Origin of the sequence: Neobacillus drentensis NBRC 102427, assembly GCF_001591445.1 — a bacterium.
Lineage (GTDB): Bacteria > Bacillota > Bacilli > Bacillales > Cytobacillaceae > Neobacillus > Neobacillus drentensis.
The window spans coordinates 1-9,367 of record NZ_BCUX01000088.1 but is presented as its reverse complement, the minus strand read 5'-3'; the positions used below and the strand labels follow the sequence as shown (position 1 = coordinate 9,367).

14 protein-coding genes are annotated in these 9,367 nt (G+C 35.4%); 10 read left to right on the top strand and 4 right to left on the bottom strand.

Translation table 11 applies throughout. The annotated features are described in order from the left end of the window. A partial coding sequence (locus BDR01S_RS26130; protein WP_218007894.1) for a hypothetical protein occupies positions 1-186 on the top strand: 186 nt, incomplete at its 5' end. On the opposite strand, the gene BDR01S_RS23485 is transcribed toward BDR01S_RS26130, so the two are convergent. Together BDR01S_RS23485 and BDR01S_RS23480 are read right to left on the bottom strand one after the other, a co-directional pair. Beyond that, positions 183-1,043, bottom strand: a complete 861-nt coding sequence (locus BDR01S_RS23485) for a GGDEF domain-containing protein (RefSeq protein ID WP_066259459.1) — start codon at positions 1,041-1,043, stop codon at positions 183-185. The genes BDR01S_RS26130 and BDR01S_RS23485 overlap by 4 nt on opposite strands. After that, entirely contained in the window at positions 1,044-3,116 is a 2,073-nt protein-coding gene (locus BDR01S_RS23480; protein WP_066259461.1) for a putative bifunctional diguanylate cyclase/phosphodiesterase, read from the bottom strand. It abuts the gene before it with no gap. 237 nt (positions 3,117-3,353) lie between these two features. Between BDR01S_RS23480 and BDR01S_RS23475 the strand changes: the two genes are divergently transcribed. Next, positions 3,354-3,617 carry a hypothetical protein gene (locus BDR01S_RS23475; protein ID WP_066363364.1) on the top strand — a complete coding sequence of 88 codons (264 nt, stop codon included), beginning with the start codon at positions 3,354-3,356 and terminating at the stop codon, positions 3,615-3,617. Positions 3,618-3,813: 196 nt separating this feature from the next. Here the strand turns inward: BDR01S_RS23475 and BDR01S_RS23470 are convergent, their stop codons facing one another. Then, positions 3,814-4,194 carry a hypothetical protein gene (locus tag BDR01S_RS23470; protein ID WP_066259466.1) on the bottom strand — a complete coding sequence of 127 codons (381 nt, stop codon included), beginning with the start codon at positions 4,192-4,194 and terminating at the stop codon, positions 3,814-3,816. 405 nt (positions 4,195-4,599) lie between these two features. On the opposite strand from BDR01S_RS23470, the gene BDR01S_RS23465 reads away from it, so the two are divergent. The 5 genes from BDR01S_RS23465 (at position 4,600) to BDR01S_RS23445 (ending at position 7,266) form a co-directional block, all read left to right on the top strand. Further along, complete coding sequence (locus BDR01S_RS23465; RefSeq protein ID WP_066259468.1) at positions 4,600-5,175, top strand: DUF6241 domain-containing protein; 576 nt, start codon at positions 4,600-4,602, stop codon at positions 5,173-5,175. 176 nt (positions 5,176-5,351) lie between these two features. Then, on the top strand, positions 5,352-5,717 hold the full coding sequence (locus BDR01S_RS23460) for a DUF2089 domain-containing protein (RefSeq protein ID WP_066259469.1): 366 nt from the start codon (positions 5,352-5,354) through the stop codon (positions 5,715-5,717). Positions 5,718-5,730: 13 nt separating this feature from the next. Further along, on the top strand, positions 5,731-6,120 hold the full coding sequence (locus tag BDR01S_RS23455) for an SHOCT-like domain-containing protein (protein WP_066259470.1): 390 nt from the start codon (positions 5,731-5,733) through the stop codon (positions 6,118-6,120). 10 nt (positions 6,121-6,130) lie between these two features. Then, positions 6,131-6,412, top strand: a complete 282-nt coding sequence (locus tag BDR01S_RS23450; protein WP_066259474.1) for a hypothetical protein — start codon at positions 6,131-6,133, stop codon at positions 6,410-6,412. 233 nt (positions 6,413-6,645) lie between these two features. Beyond that, the gene (locus BDR01S_RS23445; protein WP_235846642.1) at positions 6,646-7,266 is read left to right on the top strand and encodes a DUF2238 domain-containing protein; all 621 of its coding nucleotides are present in this window, start codon (positions 6,646-6,648) and stop codon (positions 7,264-7,266) included. 247 nt (positions 7,267-7,513) lie between these two features. Here BDR01S_RS23445 and BDR01S_RS23440 read toward each other — a convergent pair whose 3' ends face one another. Beyond that, a complete protein-coding gene (locus BDR01S_RS23440) occupies positions 7,514-7,918 on the bottom strand; it encodes a hypothetical protein (RefSeq protein WP_066259476.1) in 405 nt (134 codons plus the stop codon). A 387-nt stretch (positions 7,919-8,305) separates the two neighbouring features. Between BDR01S_RS23440 and BDR01S_RS23435 the strand changes: the two genes are divergently transcribed. From BDR01S_RS23435 to BDR01S_RS26565, 3 genes are all read left to right on the top strand, one after another. After that, complete coding sequence (locus BDR01S_RS23435) at positions 8,306-8,428, top strand: YjcZ family sporulation protein (protein WP_066259477.1); 123 nt, start codon at positions 8,306-8,308, stop codon at positions 8,426-8,428. A gap of 48 nt (positions 8,429-8,476) precedes the next feature. Then, positions 8,477-8,572 carry a YjcZ family sporulation protein gene (locus BDR01S_RS25060; protein WP_082797561.1) on the top strand — a complete coding sequence of 32 codons (96 nt, stop codon included), beginning with the start codon at positions 8,477-8,479 and terminating at the stop codon, positions 8,570-8,572. Positions 8,573-8,738: 166 nt separating this feature from the next. Continuing rightward, positions 8,739-8,861 (top strand): hypothetical protein, encoded by a 123-nt coding sequence (locus BDR01S_RS26565; protein ID WP_268874710.1) that lies wholly within the window; start codon positions 8,739-8,741, stop codon positions 8,859-8,861. The last annotated feature ends 506 nt before the right edge of the window (positions 8,862-9,367 follow it).

The following is a 9,367-nucleotide window of genomic DNA, read 5'->3' as shown; positions in this document are numbered from 1 at the left end:
GAAATTTTTGGATGGAAGGGCTTTTTCATTAATATTTTGTGGGGACAAATCCATAACTTATTACAAAATCGACGTTATACAGCTAATCGTTATTACACCTTTCTAATGGAAGGAAGAGCCTATTATGGCTTCTTCCTTTCATTATGGCCTAGTACGGTGTCAGGCACCGAAAGTACTGGTATTTAGACACCAACGGCATTCTTTCCTGTTAGTTTAACTTGATACATAGCAGAATCGGCTCTTTTTAATAAGGATGTAAGGCTATCACCCTGTGTAGAGATGGCAATACCAATGCTTGCTGAAATCGCCAAATCATCGACTTTTAGTTGTAACACCCTTAATATATCAGCTGCTAATTTCATCAATTCCTTTTTGTCCATTTCCTCCACAATGACAATAAACTCATCACCGCCAAGGCGGCTTGCAAACGTAGAATCCTTCACAAACCTGTTTAATTGTGCTGCGACTTCCTTTAGTAAGTGATCCCCAGCTTCATGACCAAATGTATCATTTACCCTTTTAAAACCATCCAAATCAATGAACATCAAGGCAACGGATTCTTTATCCTGCAAAGCTTCAGACAACTTCTCCAAAAAATAATGGCGGTTTGGAAGGCCAGTTAACGAATCATACATGGCTAATTCCTTCAATTTTTGATTCAAACTTTGCAGCTGCATTTGTTTTTCTGTTAGTTTTTCCGATAATAATCCAACACCAATTGCACAAAAAAATGTAACGATAGCCACACCGACATGAAGTGATAATTCCGCGTTAACTAATTCGGACATTCGAAGGTAATTTTCATATAGAAACCAGAATAGGTGGTAGAGATTTACGGTCAAAGCCGCAAAGAGCCCACCCGCGAACCCCATATAATAGGAAAAAATAAAGCATGGAAATAGTAATAAAAACCACACCATATCAGCAATATAATAAATATCTAATCTAGCTAAAAACCCTGGGCTAATTGTTAAGACTATACATAGCAATAAGATGATCTTTGGCATTTTCCGGAACGACTCTATATTTTTACTTAACACCATTTATTTCATTTCCCCTTTTGTAACTAAAGTTCTTCTATCAAGCAAGTATTCTCCTGCTTCATCAAAGAAATGATTGACTTTTTCGGCAGTCATCGGCTTTGCATAATAATATCCTTGAATTTCATCACAATGGAGCTGCCTTAAAGTTTTTAACTGAAGTTCATCCTCTACTCCTTCTGCAACCACATTGATCCCAAGAGAATGTGACAATGAAATGATCGAATCTATAATAGCAAAATCCTGTTTATCCTCATAAATACCATTGATAAAAGAGCGGTCTATCTTTAAATAATCAATCGGCAGCCTCTTCAAATAGCTTAGTGAGGAATAGCCCGTGCCAAAGTCATCCAAAGAAATACTCACTCCCATTTGCTTTAATTGCAACAGCTTTTCAATCGTATCATCAATATTATATAAGGCAATTCTTTCCGTAATTTCTAAATTTAAATGTTCAGGTGCTAAATCAGCATCTTGCAGCACCTGATGGACCATTTTGACAAAGTCATCCTGTAAAAACTGCTGACTGGAAATGTTCACGCAGATATGGATAGGAGGGTATCCACTTTTATTCCATTCCCCATTTTGTTGGCAGCTCTTTTCCAAAGCCCATTTACCAATCGGAATAATCATCCCTGTTTCTTCAGCAATCGGAATAAATTCATCTGGTGATACGACTCCAAGAATCGGATCGTTCCACCTGATTAAGGCTTCAACCCCCGAAATGCGATTCGTATATAAATCTAGTTTTGGTTGATAAACAACCTCCAAATGGTTTTGTTCCAGTGCTTTTCGTAACCGTTGTTCAAGTTGAAGCCTCCGATTCGTCTGCTGACCAATACTTGATGAAAACAGCTGATACTGATTCCCGCCAAAGTCCTTAGCAAAATGGAGCGCTGAACTTGCCTTTTGGACAAGTTCCTCCAAAGAATCCCCCTGTTTAAATGAGGCAATTCCAATACTGGCAGTGATTTGAATTTCCTGGCTTTTAAGAAAATAAGGCTCAGAAATGCCCTTCAATAAAGAACGAGTATATTCCAAGACCTGGTCCTCCTTGGAATCTGGTAACATGATAATAAAATCGTCTCCCCCAGTCCGAACGGTCTTTCCAATAGGCTCAATGATATCAACAATTCTTTTTGCGACCAATCTGAATAGTTGATCGCCCATTTGATGGCCAAAGGAATCGTTGATTAATTTAAACCGATCCAAATTTAAATAAAGAATATAAACGGGCTTACCGAGACTTGTCATTTGATTAAACTGCTTGGTTACTTCATTCATTAAATAATGCTTATTGGGAATTCCTGTTAGAGAATCGTGGTAAGCCAAGTAAACCAACTCATCTTTTGCCTTCTTTTTATCTGTTACATCTATAGCAATACCAATAATAGCTGAAGATCCATTGATGGAGGTTAGTGTAGCTTGAATTTCGAGGTATCTAGCTGATTCGGCATGTTCTATAGTTTGAATTTCATCTTGAAAAAAATGTTCTTTCTCAGCCATTAGTTTTTGAAAATGAGTAAGTAAGCTTGTCCGATCGTCTTCTTTCACGTAATTCATTATATTTTTTCCCAGTAATTCTTCCTGAGTTAAACCGAAAATGGCGGCAATCCATGGGTTTACGTAGACCAGCTTTTGATCTTGAATCATAAATACGCCAATAAGGGAGTTCTCTACCAAACCTTTGTATCTTTCTTCTGATTCTTTTAACAGCCTTCGTTTTACTTGGTTCCTTTTAACAAGAATCCCCACTAAAATAGTAACGATTAAATTGATTAACGTAATTTCAAAAAAGATGATCACTTCATGTTTGCTGACTCCCAATGGCTGCAATGATTCAATTAGTAGAAAGAGCAGTGATGATGCTCCTGTAACCAATCCTCCAAACCCAGCACCCTTTTTATATGAGATTAATAAGGTAGGAATGAGATAGAAAAACCAAAGAACATTTTGAAAATACTCATCTTCTATATCAAGGTAATTAAATAGGGGAGGAAACGAGTAGATAATCACTAATAATATCCACATTTTCAAAGCATCTTTGTTATCAATCCACCTTAGATATTTAATCATCTCATTACACCTCCCTAAATGTTGTACTTATGTAATAAATAGAACCTTCCTAATCGTATCATAATATGTCGAATTTTGGAGTAAAATCCAAATAACTACCACAAATTACAACTATATTTTTGAAAGTGGTTCCATACTAATATATTAAAAAGGAATATCCTTTGCTGTAAAATTCGAATTTTCTGGTATAATTTAATTTGATGAATACAAATTTGAACTTTGTAAGGGGAGCTGAATTTGGAAGGTTTATTTGGATTGGTTTTAAATATAATCCTCACAATTTATTTAGTAATTGATTCTCGTAAGCATGGGAAAAGTCCCGTCCTTTGGGGAATTCTCGGATTCATTTTTGGGTTGATTGCTTTAGGAATTTACTTAATAAAAACAAATCGAAAAGTGATCGGTTGGATTATCACGATTCTTAGCATAATTGGTTATTTAGTCTTACTATTAATCATAATATTAGGTGCTGCGCTAATACTCGGAGGAGGATTTTCCTAATATAATAATAGAAACTCCACAGGGACGGTTTGGGTCCAGTGATAAGTCCCTTTTATGCAAAAAAGATACTAATCATCTACAATATGTAGATGATCAGTATCTTTTTTCTTTCTATCTATGAGTAAAACAAATTTCAAGAAATGTTTCACTAATAAAATGGCCCCCATTTGCCCTCCCTATTAGCAGATGAAAATTCCTATTCTTTAACTACTAACCAAAGATAAACTTCTAAATCCACGGTTGCGGCATTATGAAGCGTAACTAACATGACATTTGGATGTCTAGGACCTGTTTGTACTGAATAAATGTTATCGATTGGATCAGTTAAGTATCCTGCACTAATAACTTTTTCATTACTTTTTGCTTCTAATTGAAAGTCTACATATTCATTACTATTTACCCGAACTCCAGGGCCCCAAGTATAGCGTTTGAAACCTTGGCCAAGATCCTCTTCAGATGCATTTTTGGAATTCAACTCAACACGTTTATCAACTCGGTGCCTATTCATGGTTTCAGTCGATTGTTGGGAACGATTCGTATAATGCAGCCATCCATTGACGGGTGAAAATTTACTCATTTGAATCAACTCCTAATCTGATAAAATATGAGGATATTTTTTAATGCCAGATTGATACAAAAATTGTCCACTGCTATTTGGTCAGAAGATGCCAAAAAAGGATGCGCCAGAAAGGTGGTTACTTATATATATGTAAATTGGAAAACAACATTCTTCTAAATAGAATCCAAGTAGACCCCAGCTTTTTCCTTTTAAGTTAATTGTAAGCCTTTTCATTCCTCTTTCAATAAAAAATTACAAAACGTATTTTTTTGGACATATTTTCGGGAGCTTTCCCCCTCTAAACATCTGAAAAGCTTGTCGATGGCTGTCTTCTTTGAAGAGATTATGTAATTTAAATAAACTAGATGAATTCTGAATACTTTGTTAAATTATAACTATCCAGTACAAACAGGGGGAAATAAGGTGAAACTAGTATTAATCGTAACTGGTATTATTTTGGCGGTTTTAATAGGTGTAAAATACGGAGGATTTGATTTAATCAATAGTGGAGCTAAATCTGTATCTGTAAAAAAACAAGAGAAAGTAGAATCACAAGCTGCCCAAGATCCTGTCCATAATAAGAAAAAGGATGTAGACAAGCAACAGACAGCCAAAATTGGTGGAGTTCAATATGATATTGGGATTGATGACAACAGTTCACAAGATGCGGTTATCGAAGTGATGCACAAGATGACACACCAAAAAGTGAAAGCGAAAGAAAAATGGGGAGCCATTCCGATGATTCCCGATACGATTAATCAAGTTTATGATATTGTGGAGAACAGTAATTTTGACCAAAAAGATGATTTGCTAGCCATTTTAGATAAATGGAAAAAGGGCATTTTTTCTGACGTAAATGAGGACCATAACTATTTCTGGACGTACCAAGGCGGGACAATCGGTAAATCTTATGGAATTATGAGCAAATCAGAAGAAGAAACCTTCATCAAGAATAACTTCAATGAGGATATTGTACGTGAAGCAAGCTCCCAGCAATAATGGGAGCTGTTATTTTGCCTGACATTTCTATCGGCTAAGCCTAAACAACACAAAATCAATAATGTTAATTTATGAATTAATTATTTTAATGTTTATGTTAATAAAATTAAACTTTCTTATTTACGATTTGAATTTACTGATATATAATCAAATCAAACAAAAGGAAGGAATTCATTATGGCTTATAAAGTAATCACAAATTGTCCTGTCTGCAGCAAAACATTGAAGATTACAAAGTTGCAGTGCTCCCATTGTCACACCACGATTGAAAATGAGTTTGAATTATCCAAGCTCGCGTCATTATCAAACGATCAGCTTCATTTTGTGGAAGTATTTTTAAAATGCAGAGGGAATATCAAAGAAGTTGAAAAGGAAATGGGGATTTCGTATCCAACGGTTCGAGGCAAGCTAACAGACATAATTTCATCCCTTGGATATGAACAGAAGAAGAAAAATGAAGTAGACGAGAAAAAAGTTGTCGCCATGTTGGAAAATGGCGAAATCACTCCAGAAGAAGCGATTAAGCTCTTAAAAGATGAATAGGGAGGAATTTACCATGAGAGAGGAAATTGCAAAAGTATTAACAATGGTACAAGAGGGAAAAATTGATGCTGATAAGGGATCAGAGCTTATCCAAGTATTAAAAGAGAAAGAAGAAGCAGGAAGTAAGCTGTTAGAAAAGCAGACGAAGTATTTAGATAAAACATTAAAAATTCGTGTGGTATCAGCTGAAAATGATAACGTCACGGTCAATTTGCCCATAAAACTTATCAAGGTAGTATTAATGGCTGGACACAGCATCGCAGCCAGTATTCCTCAATCAGAAAAATATGTAAAGGATTTAGACATAAACCTTATTGTTGAAGCAATCGAAAACGAATTGGATGGGCAAATTGTTGATGTTAAGTCAGCAAACGGCGATACCGTTTCTGTCATCATCGAATAGTGAATTGCTTATGCTGCATTTAAAAGTGAAAGCAAAAGACGTTCGGTTCACCATCCCAATTCCATATGCCCTTTTAAACATTGGTATTTCCATTTTGTCTTCAAAATTCCTCCATCAACAGGCAAACAAATGGGCAAAAGAACACTTCGAAAGAAAAAAACTCGACTTCACCATTCCACTGATCGATAAAGAAACGCTAAAGCCCATCGTCAAGGAACTGAAAAAACATAAAGGTATCGTGCTGGTAGATGTCAAAGCTAAGGACGGTACTGAAGTTAAGGTTAGACTTTAATCTTAAAAAAATACACCGGTCACTGACCGGCTTTTTTATTTAACTCATGTATAGTGGGCATCCAAACAAGACAAGTGAAATATCTAAATAACATCACACAATAGGGACGGGTCTCATTGTTTTTAATGTGGTTAGTGACGACCACAAGAACCGGCCCCATGGCCCCATCTTCTATACTATTTAAATGTTTAGCAAATACTAAATACATCTTGTTTTCTGATGGAGTGATTTGAGTGGCACGTAAAAAGGGTAGTTCGATACATTTTTTCTTGTTATTGGTTGTTATGCTTGTTCTTATTTGGTCCCTGATTAAACCTGAGGAAGGTTATAGGGTTTTGTCGATGGAGACGTTACCTTCAGTGGTAGTTTTAATATTCTTGATATCAACATACAATCGGTTTCGCCTTACCACTGTTTCCTATGTCATTATTAGCCTTCTTGTCATTTTAACGTTTATAGGAGGGCATTATTCTTATTCCAGGGTTCCTCTCTTTACATGGATCAAAGATTATTTTGATTTACAAAGAAACTACTATGATCGGTTTGGTCATTTTCTTAAGGGGCTTATGGTCATAGTTATTATAGAGATATTATTAAGGAAAACAGTTTTATTGAAAAGTAAAACGACAAATTTCATCGCTCTATGTATAACACTAGCAATCGGGGCTCTTTACGAAATCATCGAGTGGGCAAGTACAAAAATAGGGAAAGAAGGGAAAGCCACAAAAGATTTTTTAGGTATGCAAGGAGACATATGGGATTCCCAGAAGGATATGGCATTATTATTAGTCGGGTCCATTCTTTCGCTTTTTTTCACAAAGATCCTTTATAAAAAATTAGAAAAATCTAGATAATGGGTAGGTATCTACATAAAATAACGTAGATACCAAATTTAAGAAACAGGAGAGATGACAAAAAATATGCAAATGATTATTCATTACTTGGTATTGTTGATATACCAAAAAGATGGTATTCAAGACGATTATTATGGTGATTTTGAAAAGTCGGATCTTTTTTGTGTTTTCGATAAAAACTTATGATGTTTTCACCAGTTACATTTTTTGGAACCTTAAGTTGATGACATTGAGTCTGACCCTGAAACTACTTTTTAAATTTTTTACCAATTTTACTAAAAAAAGGTGCTATTTCTTTAATTAATGGTTTATATTGTTTTGTTGTCGTTACTAAGGCGTCAAAGGTTTCAAAAAGCAATTCCATATCAACATTGTTCATAAAATTTTCTATTTTATTCTGAGTGTTTTGTATCTGATTCTGCGCATTTTTATTATCTGATACAGGTTCCTCTCTTCTACGTCCAAAAAACCAATCATCGTTACGATTTGATCTGGTATTGAAAGATAATCGTTTGTTTTGTTCCAGATTTCCTTGTGAATTATTTTCACTTTCTTTGTGCGTTTCTCTAGGTTTACGATTGCCAAATATGAATCTTGAAAAAGGGTCCATGTCTCGATTCGACTTTTGTTCTTTATGATCATTCCTCTCCAATAACTTCTTCCTCCTCACTTTTAAACTCTCTATGATAAGCTATGATTGGTTTTGTATCAAAGTGTGGATACTTGTACAAAAATTTTTAAAAATTTTTAATCCTTTCTCAGCGCTTGTCCAGTCCTCTTTCTTCTTTTTGCATAGGTTATAAGTGAGAGACAGGAATCTCTCATCCGCCGTGAAGCACAGACATATTATCACCTCTGGAAGAAGCATATGGCCATGCATATGCTTCTTCTCGTTTTTCAACGGTTAAGAAATATATGGTACGATTGCGGATTTTTACAACAAACGGGAAGTTGTCCAATCACGTTCTTTTGTAAAAAATATAATAACAGTGAGGTTGGTAATTAACATCCTCAAATACTAAATAGGTGGTGAAAAGATATGAGTTGTGGATACGATGGTGGCTACGGCGGTGGCATGACAGGCGGTTATGGCGGCGGCAATACTTTTGTATTAATCGTAGTATTGTTCATTCTATTAATTATCGTTCTTGCTGTCACTTAATTTTTGGGACAATCTGAAAATATTTCATTTGAAGATGGGGTGAGAAACATGAGTGATGGACACCACAGAAGTTCAATGGCTTTAGTTATTGTACTTTTCGTATTGCTAATCGTTATAGGAACTTCCTTTATGAGTGGCTACTAATTTAAAAAAGTGACAGGTCACTTTTTTGAGGGAGCGAAGGACAGGTTTGAATAACCTGTCCTTTTTCCAAAGATTAATAAACAGAATACCTCGTATTCTGAACACAATCTGCTTGAGAAAGGAGGAAGAAAATTGAATTCACTGATGAGATTCAGGGGTCAGCCTATTGAAGTTAGAGATCATTTTGGTAGAGTTCACCGCGGATTTATGGATGGGTTTGATGGTCGAAGAAGAGGCGTGTTTATTCGGGATGGCTTTAGAAGAAGAAGATTTATCCCCTTCTTTTTAATCTTTGCTATTTTCAACAGAAGACGCCGCATTTTCTAAAAAAACCACTGATATTTGAATAAATATAATGGAAGGAAGAGCCTATTATGGGTTCTTTCTTTCATTTTATACCTGGCGTCTTGGTACGGAAGACCCATTCCAAAACATCATTTTTCTGGGGTGAAAATTTTTAATCCTTTCTCAACGCTTGTCCAGTCATCTTTCTTCTTTTTGCATAGCTTATAAGTGAGAGACAGGAATCTCTCGACCGCCGTGAAGCACAGACATATCATCACCTCTGAAAGAAGCGTATGTAATTATGCATACGCTTCTTCTCGTTCTTCATCAGTACATTAAACTGGTAAAAAAAATTTCATAATAGAGGGGCTTATATTAAACATCCCCAAATACTAATAGGATGTTTTTTATGCAAAAAGCACATGAATGATTTAGTTTTTTCATAAATTGTAAGAGCGATTAAGAAAGGTGGCAAAAGAACATATGGAGATACCGATTACTGGGTATATT

Excerpts from the sequence above, each read along its gene's own strand:
- BDR01S_RS23485 (WP_066259459.1), bottom strand. The coding sequence starts at position 1,043 with ATGGTGTTAAGTAAAAATATAGAGTCGTTCCGGAAAATGCCAAAGATC.
- BDR01S_RS23480 (WP_066259461.1), bottom strand. The coding sequence starts at position 3,116 with ATGATTAAATATCTAAGGTGGATTGATAACAAAGATGCTTTGAAAATG.
- BDR01S_RS23470 (WP_066259466.1), bottom strand. The coding sequence starts at position 4,194 with ATGAGTAAATTTTCACCCGTCAATGGATGGCTGCATTATACGAATCGT.
- BDR01S_RS23460 (WP_066259469.1), top strand. The coding sequence starts at position 5,352 with ATGGCTTATAAAGTAATCACAAATTGTCCTGTCTGCAGCAAAACATTG.
- BDR01S_RS23455 (WP_066259470.1), top strand. The coding sequence starts at position 5,731 with ATGAGAGAGGAAATTGCAAAAGTATTAACAATGGTACAAGAGGGAAAA.
- BDR01S_RS23450 (WP_066259474.1), top strand. The coding sequence starts at position 6,131 with ATGCTGCATTTAAAAGTGAAAGCAAAAGACGTTCGGTTCACCATCCCA.
- BDR01S_RS23435 (WP_066259477.1), top strand. The coding sequence starts at position 8,306 with ATGAGTTGTGGATACGATGGTGGCTACGGCGGTGGCATGACAGGCGGT.
- BDR01S_RS25060 (WP_082797561.1), top strand. The coding sequence starts at position 8,477 with ATGAGTGATGGACACCACAGAAGTTCAATGGCTTTAGTTATTGTACTT.